General features: G+C 70.7%; 19 protein-coding genes. 7 read left to right on the top strand and 12 right to left on the bottom strand.

Features of this window, described 5'->3' with window-relative positions:
• Positions 1–83 precede the first annotated feature (83 nt).
• On the top strand, positions 84–1,031 hold the full coding sequence (locus tag BWI15_RS17540; RefSeq protein WP_077015468.1) for a TIGR03560 family F420-dependent LLM class oxidoreductase: 948 nt from the start codon (positions 84–86) through the stop codon (positions 1,029–1,031).
• Positions 1,032–1,034: 3 nt separating this feature from the next.
• Here BWI15_RS17540 and BWI15_RS17535 read toward each other — a convergent pair whose 3' ends face one another.
• Complete coding sequence (locus BWI15_RS17535; RefSeq protein ID WP_077015467.1) at positions 1,035–1,526, bottom strand: SseB family protein; 492 nt, start codon at positions 1,524–1,526, stop codon at positions 1,035–1,037.
• Between the two features lie 88 nt (positions 1,527–1,614).
• Between BWI15_RS17535 and BWI15_RS17530 the strand changes: the two genes are divergently transcribed.
• The 3 genes from BWI15_RS17530 to BWI15_RS17520 all read left to right on the top strand — a co-directional run bounded on the left by BWI15_RS17530 (position 1,615) and on the right by BWI15_RS17520 (position 3,728).
• Entirely contained in the window at positions 1,615–2,112 is a 498-nt protein-coding gene (locus tag BWI15_RS17530) for a hypothetical protein (protein ID WP_077015466.1), read from the top strand.
• Positions 2,099–2,770, top strand: a complete 672-nt coding sequence (locus BWI15_RS17525) for a uridine kinase family protein (protein WP_077015465.1) — start codon at positions 2,099–2,101, stop codon at positions 2,768–2,770. The genes BWI15_RS17530 and BWI15_RS17525 overlap by 14 nt, the downstream gene beginning before the upstream one ends.
• A gap of 67 nt (positions 2,771–2,837) precedes the next feature.
• The gene (locus tag BWI15_RS17520; protein ID WP_077015464.1) at positions 2,838–3,728 is read left to right on the top strand and encodes an aldose 1-epimerase family protein; all 891 of its coding nucleotides are present in this window, start codon (positions 2,838–2,840) and stop codon (positions 3,726–3,728) included.
• 3 nt (positions 3,729–3,731) lie between these two features.
• Here the strand turns inward: BWI15_RS17520 and BWI15_RS17515 are convergent, their stop codons facing one another.
• The 10 genes from BWI15_RS17515 to BWI15_RS17470 all read right to left on the bottom strand — a co-directional run bounded on the left by BWI15_RS17515 (position 3,732) and on the right by BWI15_RS17470 (position 10,941).
• Complete coding sequence (locus tag BWI15_RS17515) at positions 3,732–4,208, bottom strand: PH domain-containing protein (RefSeq protein WP_077015463.1); 477 nt, start codon at positions 4,206–4,208, stop codon at positions 3,732–3,734.
• A gap of 3 nt (positions 4,209–4,211) precedes the next feature.
• Entirely contained in the window at positions 4,212–5,057 is an 846-nt protein-coding gene (gene hisG, locus BWI15_RS17510) for an ATP phosphoribosyltransferase (RefSeq protein WP_077015462.1), read from the bottom strand.
• 49 nt (positions 5,058–5,106) lie between these two features.
• Positions 5,107–5,370: a phosphoribosyl-ATP diphosphatase gene (locus tag BWI15_RS17505; RefSeq protein WP_077015461.1), complete on the bottom strand. Its 264-nt coding sequence runs from the start codon at positions 5,368–5,370 to the stop codon at positions 5,107–5,109.
• 77 nt (positions 5,371–5,447) lie between these two features.
• The gene (locus tag BWI15_RS17500) at positions 5,448–5,798 is read right to left on the bottom strand and encodes a sec-independent translocase (protein WP_077015460.1); all 351 of its coding nucleotides are present in this window, start codon (positions 5,796–5,798) and stop codon (positions 5,448–5,450) included.
• A 158-nt stretch (positions 5,799–5,956) separates the two neighbouring features.
• Complete coding sequence (locus tag BWI15_RS17495) at positions 5,957–7,285, bottom strand: S1C family serine protease (protein ID WP_237771320.1); 1,329 nt, start codon at positions 7,283–7,285, stop codon at positions 5,957–5,959.
• Positions 7,286–7,567: 282 nt separating this feature from the next.
• Positions 7,568–8,647 (bottom strand): sigma-E factor regulatory protein RseB domain-containing protein, encoded by a 1,080-nt coding sequence (locus BWI15_RS17490; RefSeq protein WP_237771319.1) that lies wholly within the window; start codon positions 8,645–8,647, stop codon positions 7,568–7,570.
• Between the two features lie 3 nt (positions 8,648–8,650).
• On the bottom strand, positions 8,651–9,265 hold the full coding sequence (locus tag BWI15_RS17485) for an anti-sigma factor family protein (RefSeq protein ID WP_077015458.1): 615 nt from the start codon (positions 9,263–9,265) through the stop codon (positions 8,651–8,653).
• Positions 9,262–9,954: an RNA polymerase sigma factor SigE gene (gene sigE, locus BWI15_RS17480; RefSeq protein ID WP_083750832.1), complete on the bottom strand. Its 693-nt coding sequence runs from the start codon at positions 9,952–9,954 to the stop codon at positions 9,262–9,264. The genes BWI15_RS17485 and sigE overlap by 4 nt, the downstream gene beginning before the upstream one ends.
• 157 nt (positions 9,955–10,111) lie before the next feature.
• A complete protein-coding gene (locus BWI15_RS17475; protein ID WP_083750831.1) occupies positions 10,112–10,333 on the bottom strand; it encodes a biotin/lipoyl-binding carrier protein in 222 nt (73 codons plus the stop codon).
• Entirely contained in the window at positions 10,330–10,941 is a 612-nt protein-coding gene (locus tag BWI15_RS17470; RefSeq protein ID WP_083750830.1) for a CGNR zinc finger domain-containing protein, read from the bottom strand. The genes BWI15_RS17475 and BWI15_RS17470 overlap by 4 nt, the downstream gene beginning before the upstream one ends.
• Positions 10,942–11,009: 68 nt before the next feature.
• On the opposite strand from BWI15_RS17470, the gene BWI15_RS17465 reads away from it, so the two are divergent.
• Both BWI15_RS17465 and BWI15_RS17460 read left to right on the top strand, forming a co-directional pair.
• Positions 11,010–12,179, top strand: a complete 1,170-nt coding sequence (locus tag BWI15_RS17465; RefSeq protein WP_077015456.1) for an MFS transporter — start codon at positions 11,010–11,012, stop codon at positions 12,177–12,179.
• Positions 12,172–12,774 (top strand): GNAT family N-acetyltransferase, encoded by a 603-nt coding sequence (locus tag BWI15_RS17460; RefSeq protein ID WP_077015455.1) that lies wholly within the window; start codon positions 12,172–12,174, stop codon positions 12,772–12,774. Before BWI15_RS17465 ends, BWI15_RS17460 begins: the two co-directional genes overlap by 8 nt.
• On the opposite strand, the gene BWI15_RS17455 is transcribed toward BWI15_RS17460, so the two are convergent.
• Entirely contained in the window at positions 12,761–13,642 is an 882-nt protein-coding gene (locus tag BWI15_RS17455; RefSeq protein WP_077015454.1) for an SIS domain-containing protein, read from the bottom strand. The genes BWI15_RS17460 and BWI15_RS17455 overlap by 14 nt on opposite strands.
• A 101-nt stretch (positions 13,643–13,743) precedes the next feature.
• Here BWI15_RS17455 and BWI15_RS17450 point away from each other — a divergent pair, with 101 nt between their 5' ends.
• Positions 13,744–14,526 carry a DeoR/GlpR family DNA-binding transcription regulator gene (locus BWI15_RS17450; RefSeq protein WP_077015453.1) on the top strand — a complete coding sequence of 261 codons (783 nt, stop codon included), beginning with the start codon at positions 13,744–13,746 and terminating at the stop codon, positions 14,524–14,526.
• The last annotated feature ends 144 nt before the right edge of the window (positions 14,527–14,670 follow it).

The raw sequence follows: 14,670 nt of genomic DNA, 5'->3' as shown, positions 1-14,670 counted from the left end.
CTTCTGCAAGGTGAGGCGCCGATTCCTTTCCCCGCCGCCGGCGGTCTACCGGGGTAGTCACGTTTCCCCCGGAAGGATCGACCATGTCCCTGACCTTCAGCCTCTTCCTGCCGACCGGCTTCGGCGGCGAGCTCGCGGCGTACGACGACCCGGCCGAAGCGCTCGCGGCGGTGACCGGGCTGGCGCAGGCGGCGGAGGAGGCCGGGTTCGCCGCGGTCTACCTGCCGGATCATCTGCAGACCGTGCCGCCGTCCCAGGCGTACCTGTTCGAGTCCTGGAGCTTGCTCACGTTGCTCGCCGCCCGGACCGAACGCATCCGGCTCGGCCACCTGGTCACCGGCAACGGCTACCGCAACCCGGCCCTGCAGGCGAAGGCGGCCTCGACCGTCGACGTACTGTCGAACGGCCGGCTCACCTTCGGGATCGGCGCCGGCTGGTACCAGCGCGACTACGACGCCTTCGGCTATCCGTACGCCGACGGCCCCGAGCGCCTTCGCCAGCTGCGTGAGGCGGTCCAGGTGATCCGGTCCCTGTGGACGAACGACGTCACCACGTTCGACGGCACCTACTACCAACTCGTCGAGGCGGTGAACCAGCCACGCGGCGTCCAGCAGCCGCACATCCCGCTGATGATCGCGGGCGGCGGCGAGAAAATGACGCTCAAGATCGTCGCCGAGTACGCCGACGCCTGCAACCTGATGACCTCACCGGCCGAGGTCGAACGCAAGCTCGAAATCCTGCGCAAGCACTGCGCCACCGTGGGGACCGATTTCGACCACATCCGCCGGACGGTGACCACGGGCTGCCTGATCACCGGCACCGACGAGGAGGCGCAGCGCGCGCTGTCGCCGGAGATGGGCCTGTTCTACCCCGGCGACTTCGGCTCGTACCTGCTGTACGGGACGGCCGACACGGTCCGCCGCCGGATCGCGGCGTACGAACAGGCCGGTGTGCAGGAGCTGGTGATCGGGTTCCACGACGGCCTGGATCCGGAGGCGATCCGCGGCTTCGCCAAGGAGTTCATGAACTGACGGCTAGTCGACCGGGTGGATCCAGCCGAAGCCGCCGTCTTCCAGGCGTACGACCTGGAGGCCGGCGGCAAGGCGCTGTACGTCCTCGGTCTCGATCACACCGGTGGCCGGCCCGGCCACGTCGATGACGATGGCCGCGGCGCCCTCCTGGACGGCGGCGGTGGCGACCAGCTGGGCCTGGGCAGGCATCGGCCGGGCCTCGGGACTCCAGCGGGCCAAGGACTCCGTACTGGTGAAGGCGAGCAGGGCGTTGCGGCCGTCCTGGCCCTGCAGCAGCGCGACAGCCATGTCGGAGGTCTTGTCGTGGGCCAGGCCCTGGTCGTCGTACTCGACCTCGCCGAGCATGGCGACGACCGGGACGAGCAGGCGGGCCGAGGTCAGCGCGTGCAGGATCGCGCCCTGGTCACGCTGGGCCAGCGCCTGGCCGAGGGCTGGGTCGGCCGAGCCGTCGTCGTTGTCGAATCCGGTAAAGGCCAAACGCTTGTCGGGCTGCACGCGTCCATTGTCCCCGGAGCTGTCTTTCAGGGTGGCGTCAGGGCTCTACCCGGCTTGGTTCCGCACACGTCTGTGCGAGCCTGGGTATGTGCCTGACTTCAATGATCTGACGCTGCTGCCGTTCTGTGCGGGTCTCACCCTGCTCGGCCTGATCGGCTCGTGGCTCGCCTGGCGGCGCCGCGGGGCGGCGGCCGGCGTGCGGGGTGTGGCCTGGTCGTTGCTACCGGTCTCGCTCTACCTGACCGGCCTGCTCGAGCTGGTGTGGGACATCGTGCGCTCGACCGTCAGCTGGGTCACGCACCTGATCTTCTCGCCCACCGTCTGGGCAGGTGTCGCGCTGTTCGGCGTCTCGGTCGTGCTGTACGTCGTGTCCGGGATCGCCAAGGGCCGCCGGGCACCGGAGAAGGCAGCCAAGACGAAGCCCACGGCCGCACCCGGTGAGCTGACCAGCACCGGACCGGCCCCCGCCTCGGCCTCCGCCCCAGCGAAGCCCGCCAAGGCCCCGAAGGGCGCCAAGGCGAGCCAGCAGGAGTCGTCGGAGTTCGACGAGATCGAGGACATCCTGAAGCGCCATGGAATCAACTGAGACCACAGTCCCGGACACCCCTGCCCCGCTGACCGTCGACAGCCTGCTGGACCACGTGCAGGCCACCCCGCCGCGGCTCGGCCGGACCCGCCTGATCGGCGTCGACGGCCCCGCCGGCTCCGGCAAGACCACCTTGGCCGACCGTTTCGCCGCGCGTGCGGAGGCGCGCGGCCTACGGTGCCAGGTACTGCACATGGACGACCTGTACGACGGCTGGGACGGCGCCGTGCGCGGCTTCGGCCTGCTGCGCGACCACGTGCTCCAGCGCATCTCCGACGGCCGCGAAGGCCGCTACCGGCGCTACGACTGGATCCAGGGCACCTACGCCGAGCTGCACGTCGTACCGACCACTCTGGACCTGCTGATCGTCGAGGGAGTCACCTCCTGCGACCGCGAGGCCGACCACTGGCAGTCGCTGCGGCTGTGGATCGAGACCAGCAACGAGGTTCGCCTGGACCGCGGCATCGCGCGTGACGGCGAGGCACTGCGCGACCGCTGGCTGGACTGGATGCGCTGGGAGCGCGACCACTTCGCCGTCCAGCGCACCCGCGACCGGGCGCACGTGGTCGTCGACGGCAACCCGTCGGTCCCGCACGACCCCGAGACCGAGATCGTCACCAAGTCCGTCCACCTCGACCACGACTCGGCCGCGTCCTGAGCGACTGTGAGCAACCCGTCGGCGCGACGCCCTCGGGCAACGCGCTCCGGTGGGTGAGGATGGGCGCATGAGCGTATTGCCATCAGGGGAGCAGTGGACCATTCGCGCCGGTGCGTACGCCGGCACCGTGGTGAGCGTCGGCGGCGGACTGCGCGGTCTCGCGTACGGCGACCGCCAGGTGCTCGTCGGCTACGGCGAGACCGAGGCGGCGCACGCCGGGATCGGCCAGCACCTGATCCCCTGGCCGAACCGGATCACCGACGGCAAGTACACCTTCCAGGGCGCCGAGCAGCAGCTCCCGCTCAGTGAGGCGGCCCGGTCGAACGCGATCCACGGCCTGACCCGCTGGGCGAACTGGGAGCGCGTCGACGACGGGCTGGACGAGTCGCTGGTCGAGGTGGCGTACCGGCTGCACGGCCAGCCCGGGTATCCGCACCAGCTCGACCTGACCCTCACCTACCGGCTCGACGGGGACACCGGCCTCACCGTCACCGCGTCGGCGACGAACGTGGGCGCGAGCGCGGCGCCGTACGGGTACGGCACGCATCCGTATCTGACGGTCGGGCGGCAAATCGACGAGTGCGAGCTGGAGTTCCGGGCCGAGCAGTGGCTGGAGGTCACGCCGGACCGGATGACCCCGGTGGGTCTGAAGCCGGTCGCCGGATCCGACTTCGACTTCGCGACCGCGCGGCGGATCGGCGCGCTCGACATCGACAACGCGTTCACCGGGCTGCCGGCGAACTGGGTGGTCACGCTGACCGACCCGGACAGCGGCGACCGCGCCGTACTGAGCGGCGACACCCGGTGGATGCAGCTCTACACCGGCAGCGCGATCGGCCGGGTCGGCCTGGCCGTCGAGCCGATGACCTGCCCGCCGGACAGCTTCGTCACCGGCGAGGACCTGGTCGTGCTCGAGCCGGGCGACCAGCACAGTACGACGTTCAGGGTGAGCGTCTGACCCTCAGACCGACTGGGCCCCGGCTCCGTGGGCCCGGGCGACGGCGGCGAGCTGCTTGGCCGCCGCCGACGCCCGGGCGCCTTCGGAGGCCTGGATCGCGAGGATGCCGAGCCGGTTGCCGTCGGTGTCGAACATCTGCAGCCACGGATCGCCCGGCGTGAACCGCAGCACCTTCACGTCGGTCCACGGGTACGAGTACGACTTGAAGACGTTGCGGACCCGCAGGCCGTCGGCGTACGCCGTGACGCGGACCGTGGCCATCCGGTAGAGCAGGTACAGCACGGTGCCGAAGAAGGCGATCAGCGTGAGTCGCTGGAACAGCGTGAACGTCGCCCGCGACTCGTCCGGCAGCCGGAACCAGATCACCCCGAAGACCGCCACCATCGACGCGGCCATCACCGCCGTCACCGCCGCGATGATCCGCGGGTGGAAGGTGAACAGCGGGGTGACACCGGTCACGAGCGACTCCGGGGTGGCCATGTCCTAGATCCGGGCGGCGTGGATGTCGGTGGTCAGGATCGCCCGGGCGCCGACGTCCCAGAGCTGGTCCATGATCTTTTGTGCGTCGGCCCGGAGCACCATCACGCGGACGGCGACCCAGCCTTCCCGATGCAACGGCGACACCGTCGGCGACTCCAGGCCCGGGGTGAGCGCGTTCGCGGCCTCCACCGACTCGGCCCGGATGTCGTAGTCCATCATCACGTAGTTGCGCGCGACCAGGACGCCCTGCAGACGCCGGACGAGCTGCTCGAGGCCCGGCGGCTGGTCGACGCCGTGCCGGGTGATCAGCACCGCCTCGGAGGTCAGGATCGGCTCGCCGAACACCTCGAGCCCGGCCTGGCGCAGCGTCGTACCGGTCTCGACGACGTCGGCGATCACGTCCGCGACGCCCAGCTGGACCGCGGACTCGACCGCGCCGTCCAGCTTCACCACGGACGCCTCGACGCCGTTCTCGGCTAGGTGGTCGGACAGGATCCCGGCGAACGACGTGGCGATCCGCTTGCCGGCCAGGTCCTTCACGGAGTTCGCCACTCCCGGCCGGCCGGCGAACCGGAACGTCGACCCGCCGAAGCCGAGCTCCATCACGATGTCGGCGTCGGCGTGCGAGTCGAGCACCAGGTCACGGCCGGAGATGCCGACGTCGAGCGTGCCCTCCCCGACGTACACGGCGATGTCGCGGGGGCGCAGGTAGTAGAACTCGACCTCGTTCGCGGTGTCGGTCAGCGCGAGGTCCTTGGTGGTCCGGCGCTGCTTGTAGCCCGCCTCGGTCAGGATGGCGGTGGCGGCCTCGCTCAGCGAGCCCTTGTTCGGTACTGCGACGCGCAGCATGGGTCTGTGGCCTTTCGGAAGAGGTGGTCCCGGACTCCGTAAGTGGCTCCTACAGATGTCGGTACACGTCGTCGAGGTCCAGGCCGAGCGCGTGCATCATCACCTGCGCGTGGTAGAGCAGCTGGCTGAGCTCCTCGGCGGCCCGGTCCTTGCTCTCGTGCTCGGCGGCCATCCAGGACTCGGCGGCCTCCTCGACCAGCTTCTTGCCGATCGCGTGCACGCCGGCGTCCAGCGCGGCCACGGTGCCGGAGCCCTCCGGCCGGGTCAGCGCCCTCTCGCCGATCTCGGCGAACAGTTCCTCAAACGTCTTCATCGCGCGCCCAGCCTAGAGGTCGTCGCCGGCGGGCCGTTCAACAGGTCTCGTCCTGCGGGACGGCGGGGCGGTGGCGGTCAGGTCGATTCGGGGTCGTACGGCGCGCGCCGGCCGGCCGGCAGCCGTTGCACGGTGGGCTCCATCATGTCCGTCGAGGACGCGACCGGCTTGTCGTCGTAGTCGTCGTCCATGCCCTCGAGCAGGTGCTTGCGGACGAAGCTGCGCGGGTTGAGGTCGCGCACGTCGAGGTCGGCGAACTCCGGGCCGAGCTCGTTGCGCAGGTCGTTCTGCGCGTTGTTGACCATCTGGCGGACCTGGCGCAGCAGCCGGCCCGCCGTCCGGGCGAACTCCGGCAGCCGGTCCGGGCCGAACAGCAGCACGGCGACGATGGCGATCACGACGAGCTCGAGCGGCCCGATGCCGAACATGTCCCCACCTTCTCCGGTCGTTCCCCAGTCCGCAGACAGGGTAGCCCGCCGCCGGTTGCCGTGGCGGGCGGGTCAGCCTGGTCTCGGCGGACACCCGCCGACTTTCCTTCCCCGATTCCGGCCGGCCGACTCCTGGACACCCGGACGAGTTCTGCCGGTCAGCCGGTTTGCTGGCCCAGGGTGATCGTGGCCTGCCGGGCCTTGCCCGCGCGTTGGTAGTCGAGCCGGACACTCTCGCCCGGCCGGTGGGTGCGGATCGCGACGATCAGCGCCTCGGCGCTGTCCACCGGCTGGCTGTTGATCGAGGTGACCACGTCACCGGTGCGCAGCCCGGCCCGCGACGCCGGCGAGCCGGCCGTCACGTCGGTCACCCGCGCACCGCCCTCGAACCGCATGTCTACGTTCGCCCCGATCACCGGGTACGACGCCTTGCCGCTGGCGATCAGCTGCTGCGCGGTCCGCCGGGCCTGATCGATCGGGATCGCGAACCCCAGCCCGATGTTGCCGCTGCCGCCCTCCTCGGCGCCGCGCACGGTGGCGATCGCGGAGTTCACGCCGATCACCCGCGCGTTCATGTCGACCAGCGGGCCGCCGGAGTTGCCCGGGTTGATCGCGGCGTCGGTCTGCAACGCGTTGATGTAGGAGATCTCGCCCTCGCCGCCGGCGGTGACCGGGCGGTTCTTGGCCGAGACGATGCCGGAGGTGACGGTGCCGGCCAGGCCGAGCGGCGAACCGATCGCGACCACGTCCTGCCCGACGATGGCCAGGTCGGATCGGCCGAACTGGACCGCCGGCGCGTCGATCCCGACCACCTGCACGACCGCCAGGTCGTACGCCGGGGAGCGGCCGACCAGGCGGGCGGTCGCGGACTTGCCCTTCTGGGTGACGACCTGGATCGAGCCGCCGTTGGCCGCGGCGGACACGACGTGGTTGTTGGTCAGGATGTGCCCGGAGCTGTCGATCACGAAGCCCGAACCGGTCGCGTTGCTGTCGTCGGCGCCCTCGACCTTGAGCTGGACGACGCTCGGCAGCAGGGTCTGGGCGACGGCGGAGACACTGCCGCTGCGGATCTTCGGGTCGGCGCCGTTGCCGATCGCCGGACCGGGCTCCTCGGTGATCGGGTCCGGGCGGTCCAGCGCGACCACGGTCGCCGCGGCCCCCGCACCGGCGATCAGCGCGACGATCAGCGACACGAGCGCCGCGATCAGGATCGTCCGGTTCCCGCCGGTCTTCGGCGGCGGCGCCGGGGTGTAGGCCCGGGCCTGCTGCTGGTGCCAGTCGAGCGGCGGCGGGGGCACGTAGCTCTGCTGCTGAGTCGGCCAGGCCTGCCCCGGGTAGACCGGCCGGAAGCCCTGGTCCCCCGTCTCCGGCCGCCCGAAGCTCCGTTGCGTCATCGACCGCTCGGACTGCCGGTACGCCGCGTCGCCTCCCGGCGTCGCCAACGGAGCACTGCCTGCCTGCACCGGAGGAGGCGTCAAGGCGGACACCGCGGGATTGGAAGGCACCGCACCGTTCGCCGCCGCCATGGGAGGCGCCGCGCCGTTCGCCGCCGGGTTGGGAGGCACCGCACCGTTCGAGTTGCCGGCCGTGGAGTCGGCTCCACCCGAGGCGGGCGTGGGCACCACCGGACCCGCAGTGGGCACAGGACGGGTCGGTTCAGCGTCCTGTGGGGTTCGTACTGTCGGCTCGGCGTCGTCCCAGCTCACGGTGGCCGCCTCACGTCGTCGTTGTCTCGTGGCGGGAGCCGCAGAAGACACTCCCAGGTTCGATTATCCCAGCTTCCACGAGAGCGCACTCATCGGAGTGAGCCACGTCGCGATTCGGGCCAGTCCGGTACCCATCCGCTGCACCGGTGTCACCCGCACCGGCACCTCGTGCGGAAACGCGTCCACCACCTGCGCGAGCAGCTCGGCCGGCACGTCCCCGACCAAGGTGTACACGATCCCACCCGACGACCACACGGCGTACGACGGCATCCCGTACCGCACGTGCACTCCCGGCGTCCCCGTCGTCGCGTAGCCGGCGACCGCCTTCGGGTCCAGCGCCCCGCGCTGCTGGAACAGCGACACGTTGAACAGCCCGTCGGAGTACAAGAACTGCAGCACCCCGGCCGCGGAGTCCTGGTGCACGTCGTACAGCCGCAGCGACCCCGGCAGCTCGCTCGCGCAGGTCCACCCCTGCGTCCGCAGGCCGTCGACCCCGCTCAGCCCCATCGACTGCACCCCACCGGGCAGCATCGGCGGCAGGTGACCGAGGAACTCGCCGTTCTCGATCTCCAGATCGGTGAACACGGTCGCCCGCACCAGCGCCTTGCCGTCCGCACCGAACAGCTGGCGCTGCAGCAGCAGCCCGGTCGCCTTGTCGATCCAGAACCGCGCCGCCAGCGTCCGGTCGTCGCGCAGCGCCTCGACCAGTACGGCGGCCCGCCCGATCGTGTCCGTGCAGCACCGGTAGACCAGCTCGTACGTCGCCTTCAGCAGCGCGAGCGGTCCGCCGTCGACCGTCGGCCGCTCGCCGTCGGTGGCCCGCTGCACGAACGACTTGGCGTCCGGCGAGGTGGAGCCGACCACGCTGATCTCCGAGCCCTGCGAGGCCGCGTGCACGATGTCGAGCATCGCGGACGTCGAGCCCTGCGGTCCCCAGGCGGTGATGATCTGGGTGCCGTGGTACGAGACGTGGTCCGGCGCGGCCGCGGCGCGTTCGAGCCAGCTGATCGCCGACGGCGCGTCCTCACGAGGAGTCGCCGGAACTGGAGCGGCTACGGCCGGGAGGGGCAGGCCGATGCCGATCAGCACGGTGCTGACCAGCACAGCCAGCCCAGCGGGACCAACCAGCCGGGGAGAACTCACAGCTCAGCGTCCCGTCAGAGCCACCGGCTGCAGCGTCGGGTCGAGCCCGGCGTATCCAGTCCCGTTGGAGGAGTTGAAGAAGGCCACCGGGTCGCCGAACGGGCTCCCGCCGACCGTGGCGGCGTGATCAGCCGAGAAGCTGGCCACCGGCGGCGTCAGCACGGGCGGCTGCTCGGTGCCTCGCGCCGGGTCGCCCAGCACGAACGCCGTCCCCAGCAACGACGCCACCGCGGCAGCGGACCCCGCCGCACCCAGTACGCCGGCCCGCCGCCGCGACCTGGTCGCCGTACGGGCGGCAGGCCTGGTGGCGCCGGTCCGCGCGGCCGGGAACGCCGAGCGCTGCGGGCTGAGCGCGACGGACGGCGTCAGCACCGGCCGCACCTCCTCGCGCGGCTCGGGCGAGAACGACGGCACACCCATCAGGCGCTGCATCAGGTCGGTCGACGGCTCCGGAGCCTCCAGCGCGGACATCCGCGCCTTCAGCCGGCGCTGCGCCTCGACCTCGGCGCGGCAGGAGTCGCAGCAGACCAGGTGGCTCAGCACCCGGTCGCGCGAGTCGTGGTCCAGTTCACCGTCGACGGCGGCGCTCAGCTTGTCCAGCGGATGCTGCACGGTCACCGGTCGTCACCTCCACCGGGGAAGGGCCCGTCCGCGGGCGGGCCGCTGACACGGGAGTGGCCGGACCGCGGCGCGCGGTGCTCGAGGTGCTTGCGCAGCATCGAGCGGCCGCGGTGGATCCGGCTCCGGACGGTGCCGAGCTTGACGTCCAGCACCTCGGCGATCTCGTCGTAGGTCATGCCTTCGATGTCGCACAGCACCACGGCCGCGCGGAAGTCCTCGGGCAGTGCGGCCAGCGCGTCCTGGACGTCGTGGTCGAACTGGTCGGAGTCGAGCTTCTCGGCCGGGCCGCTGCCCTTGGCCGGCAGCCGGTCGTGGGCGTCGTCGGGCAGCCCGTCGAAACGGATCCGCTGCCGGCGGCGGGCGCCGTCGAGGAACAGGTTCGTGGTGATCCGGTACAGCCAGCCCTCGAACGTGCCCGGTGTGTAGCTGGACAGCGACCGGAACACCCGGACGAAGACCTCCTGGGTGAGGTCCTCGGCGTCGTGCTTGTTGCCGGTCAGGCGGTAGGCCAGCCGGTAGACGCGCGCGGAGTGGGTCCGGACGATCTCGTCCCACGACGGCAGCACGTCCGGCTGCGGGGTGTCGGCGGGCTGGTGCTGGGGGGCCAGGGCAGGCACCACGGAGGTGTCGACCGGCTTCACGGCAACGCCTCCCTGGGTCCTCTCGGCAACGAGCGTGACCACCATGGTGCCGTGTTCACCGTCCTTCGCGCACGTCGGGGACACCCGGGCCGAACCCTGAGATGCCGGTACGACGGTCCAACGGCGGGCGCGAACGGGAAGTTCCCGGTGGTCTGCACGCTCGGTAGACGCTTCGGCGACGCTTCTCGTTGGCCGGTGTGGCCTAGTTCTCCTCGATCACGGCGATCGGGTCGCCGTCGCGCACGACCTCGCCCTCGACCACCTTGAGCTCGGTGATCGTGCCGGCCACCTCGGCCAGCACCGGGATCTCCATCTTCATCGACTCCAGGATCACGAGGGTGTCCTCGGGCCCCACCGTGTCCCCGGCCTTGGCGGTCACCTTCTGGACGTTCGCCACGAGCTCTGCCACCACGGTGTGACTCACGTGCACTCCTCATCGCTGGGATCCTGGCTGCCGATCCTAGGCGCTGGCCGAGGGCTGAGCGTCCGGCCCTGGCTGGTGGACCGGCGGGCCCGGTGGGACGCGACGCGGGTACGGCTCGCGCAGGTCGGGCTGCAGAACCGTCGCGGGCGTCGAGCGGCCGGGTTGACGAAGACGCGTTCGCAGTCGCCGGCCGCACACACCCCGACCGCCTCGAACCCGTGCCCGGCGGCGAACCCGGCCAGGCCCAGCGCCGTACCGGCGGCCAGCCACTGCCCCCAGCTCGCTCCGGGCTTGGCGACGTGCAGATGCCACGGCGAGCCGTCGTGGTCGGACAGATACGGGCGTACGGCGTACTCGGCGAGCAGCTCGTTCAGGATCCGCGCTGCCTCGGCCGGCTCGGCGTGGAAGACCGGGCGGATCAGCTCGCGCACCGCGCGCACCTCGGCCAGGTCGTGGTCGTCGAGCGTGATCGGTTCGGACTCGCCGTGGTCGAGCAGGAATCGCCGGACGTCGCCGGGCGTGGTCAGCTTCTCCGGCTCGAGCGTCCGAGTGTTGACCAGGTCCACCGCGAGCCGAACCAGCCGGTCCGGGGTCTGCAGACTTTCCATTGGCACCATTGTAACGGCTTTGTTAGCGTAACGCGTAACCCAGATGTTTGCGTTACAGGAGGCCGGACATGACGGCGTACTACCTCGCGGCCACGCTCGCGCGGGTCGGCGACGAGATGGTCGCGTTCACTGTGGTCCTGCTCGTCCTGGATCGCACCGACAGCCCCGCACTCGCCGGCATCACCGGAGCGGCCTACGCGTTGCCTGCGGTGATCACCGGTCCGCTGCTGGGCACCTGGCTCGACCGTACGACGTACAGGCGGACCGCGCTGGGGCTGAACCAGGCTCTGCTCGGCGCAGTGATGCTCTCTCTGCTTTTCGCCACCGGGCACGCGCCTGACTGGGTGACGCCCGCCTTGGCCTCTTTGGCCGGTCTGACGCTGCCGATGGTGAGCGGAGGCTTCACCAGCATGCTGCCGACGCTGGTCCCGCCGGACCGGCTCGCCAAGGCGAACAGTTGGGAGGCGGCCAGCTTCGGAGCGGCGACGATCACCGGCCCGGCCGCTGCGGCCACGATCGCCGCTGCTGTGTCCGTGGAGGCTGCGGTAGTGGTCATCGCGGTCACCGCGACGCTCAGCATCGTCGCGATCGCCGGGCTGCCCGCTCTGCCCGCGGCCGTGGTGGCCGAGGACCGCGAGCCCTTCCTGGCTTCGGTGATCGGCGGTCTGGTCCACCTGGTGCGCACTCCTCCGCTGCGGGCGTCCACCATCACCAGCACGCTGCTGATGGGGTCGGTCGGCGTACTGCTGATCACGCTGCCGCTGCACATGACAGCCCTCGGCGCTCCTCGCTCAGCTGCCGGCTACCTCTGGACGGCCCTGGAGATCGGCAGTGTCACCACCGCTGTCCTGCTCGGACGGCTGCAAACGCGGTGGCGCCCTGAGCTGATCGTCATGGTCGCCGTGGCCGCCTATGGCGTGGGCATGACCACCTGGCCGCTTGCCTCGACGTTCCCGATCCTGCTGCTCCTGGCCGCTGCTACCGGTCTGCTCGAAGGTCCGATGCTCCCGGCGATGTTCGCCGCCCGCCAGCAGTACTCCCCTGTCGAGCTGCAGGGTCGAGTCAGTACGACCGCCGCCAGCCTCCGAGTGGGTGCTGCCGCGCTGGGCCAGGCTGCCGGCGGTCTGCTCGTTCCGGTGGTGGGCACTCACACCGCCTTACTGGCCGTGGCTCTCTCCCTGGTCGCCGCGGCAGGTCTGGGCCAGCTCTCCACTGTCCGGCAGGCCGTCCATGCTTGAGGCCACGCTGACCGCCTGGGTCCACGGGTGGTCGATCTCCCGAGGCACTGCCGCACCGGTCTCGGCCGCCGGGGGTCACCGGATCGAGGTGGGCTTGCCGCGGCATCTGGTCCGCTACGTCACGCCGAGCGTCGACCACGCGCTGGTTGATGAGCTGGTGGCGCCGGGGACGTGGCTGAAGACCTGTGGCGAGCTCCCCGAGCTGGACGCCCGCTGGACGGTCGAGCCGACGGAGTACTTGATGGCGGTCGGGCTCGCTCCGGCGGAGAGATCGTCAGCGTTGCCCGACGGGATCAGCACCGTGAGCAGCGGGCCACTGGTCCACGCTGCCGTGGAGATCGACGGGGTGGTCGCCGCTCGGGGGCAGGTGGCCGTGTGGCGGGAGTACGCCGTGGTCGACCAGATGGTCACCGAACCGGCGTACCGGCGGAGAGGGCTGGGTTCGCTGGTGATGCGCGCGCTCTCGGACGCCGCTGTCGAGCAGGGCGCGCGGACCGGCGTACTGGTGGCTACTGACGCCGGTCGCGCGCTCTACAGCCGGCTCGGCTGGGAGCTGGTGAGTCCTGTCCGGGTGGCGTGGATCAGTCGAGGATGACCGAGCGGGTCAGACTGCGGGGCTGATCCGGGTTGAGCCCGAGGGCCAGTGCCTTCGCCACGGCGACCCGCTGAGCGACCACCAGCGAGGCCATCGGGTCGAGGTCCGGGTGGTGTACGACGGTGGCGCCGGTCGCGGCGATGTCCTCGATCAGTCCCTCCGGCGCCTCGCCGAAGATCCAGACGCCGCGACCGGGCTGAGCGATGGCGATCGGGCCGTGGCGGTAGTCCATCGCCGGGTACGCCTCGGTCCACGCCGACGCGGCCTCCCGCTGCTTCAGGCCGGCCTCGTGCGCCAGGCCGATGGTCCAGCGCGTGCCGAGGTAACTGACCTGCTCCAGCTTGGCCAGCTCGTCGACGTCGATCGTCAGCGCGGTCTCGGCGTCTGCGGCAGCCTGGGTGAGGTCCTGGCCGAGCGACAGCCGCAGTAGCGCCAGCGTCGTGGTGGCGAACCGGGTCTGGACCACCGACTGCTCGTCGGCGAAGTCCAGCAGGATTGTCTGGTCGGCCAGCTCGGTGATCGGCGAACCGGCCGTCGCGGTGATCGCGATCGTCGGAACCGACGTCCGGCGAATCAGGTCGAGCACCTCGGTGGTCGTCCCGGACCGGCTGATCACCACCACCGCGTCGTACGAGCGGCCGAAGGCGAACTCCGACCCGGCGAACGCGTCGGTCTCGCCCTGGCCGAGGTCCTCGCGCAGGGCGGCGTACGCCATCGCCATGAACCACGAGGTGCCGCAGCCCACGGCGGCGACCCGTTGACCCGGCTGCGGGAGTGCGCCACCGTACTGCGCGAAACCGGCTGCGACCTGTCGCCACAGGGCGGGCTGGGTGGCGATCTCAGTGCTCACGAACGGGGTGTCGGTCATGTCGTCTCCGGAGATGTAATGGTCGAAACTGCTCGAACGTGATCGAATGGCGCCAACCGGCAGCCGCCCGGCTGTCCGATCGTGTAAAGGAGGAGCCCCGGGTGAAGCGTTATGAACGGCTGAACACGTTGCTCGAGTCGCTGGCCGAGAAGGGCGCGATCGACGTCGACGAGCTCGCCGAGCAGCTGCACGTCTCCGCGGCGACCATCCGCCGCGACCTGGACCACCTGGGCAAGCAGCAGCTCCTCACCCGGACCCGCGGCGGCGCGGTGGCCAACGCGGTGTCCTACGACTTGCCGCTGCGCTACAAGACTGCGCGTTTTGCGTCGGAAAAGCAGCGGATCGCGCAAGCCGCGGCCACACTGGTCCGCCGCGGCATGGTGATCGGCATGAACGGCGGCACGACGATCTCCGAGGTGGCGCGCACGCTGGCGACCCGGCCGGAGCTGTCGGCCGAGCACGGCGAGCCGGCCTTCACGCTTGTCACCAACGCGCTGAACATCGCCAACGAGCTGATCGTCCGGCCGCACGTGAAGATGGTGCTCACCGGCGGCGTCGCCCGGCCGCAGTCGTACGAGATGATCGGGCCGCTGTCGCACCGGATCCTGGCCGACCTGTCGCTGGACATCGCGTTCATCGGCGTCGACGGCATCGACGAGACCGGCGCCACCGCCCACCACGAGGGCGAGGCGAACATCAACCAGCTGATCGTCAGCCGGGCCGCCAAGGTCGTCGTGGTGGCCGACTCCAGCAAGCTCGGGCAGCGCGCCTTCGCCCGGATCTGCGAGCTGAGCGAGATCGACACCCTCGTCACCGACGCCCAGGCCGACGAGTCCCAGCTCACGGTCTTCAAGGAAGCCGGCATCGACGTCATCCGGTCCTGATCCGCTGAACAACCGCACTGCCACCTCCCGGGGTGATCCCTGACCCGTCAGCACGATCATATCTGACTCAAGTAGCACGCTTACGAGCAAGACTGCGCAGTCCCAGCGCGGGAGGCGCGGAAGCGAGACTCGGGGACGCTAGGC

Origin of the sequence: Kribbella sp. ALI-6-A, from assembly GCF_001984195.1 — a bacterium.
Taxonomy (GTDB): Bacteria; Actinomycetota; Actinomycetes; order Propionibacteriales; family Kribbellaceae; genus Kribbella.
This window is presented reverse-complemented; position numbering and strand designations above follow the sequence as displayed.